General features: G+C 46.7%; 1 protein-coding gene. It reads left to right on the top strand.

Features of this window, described 5'->3' with window-relative positions; all coding sequences use genetic code 11:
* Positions 1 to 332 (top strand): DUF924 family protein (locus CWC14_RS18840; protein ID WP_138564405.1); only part of this gene is annotated, 332 nt, incomplete at both ends.

A 332-nucleotide genomic window follows, 5' to 3' on the forward strand; every position in this document is an offset into this window, starting at 1 on the left:
CAGCGCGCCAAGGCGAGCTTTATTCTTGGCGAAAATCTGCTCGAGGCGCGTTATGTGAAATTATAGTGCTGGATCAGTTTCCTCGTAATATGTTCCGCGATACGGCCCAAGCGTTTGCAACCGATACACTGGCTTTATGTTTGGCGCAGAATGCGGTGGAGAAAAAGTTTGCTTTAGAACTTGATGATACCGAGCGTGGTTTCTTATACATGCCCTATATGCACAGTGAGAGCCAGGCGATTCATGTGGTGGCCGAGCAGCTTTTTCGGCCCTTAAGTAACTATAAATATGAACTGGCTCACAAAGAAATCATTGACCGTTTTGGGCGTTAT

It is taken from the genome of Pseudoalteromonas sp. S3260 (assembly GCF_005886925.1).
In the GTDB taxonomy this organism is placed as follows: Bacteria; Pseudomonadota; Gammaproteobacteria; order Enterobacterales; family Alteromonadaceae; genus Pseudoalteromonas; species Pseudoalteromonas tetraodonis.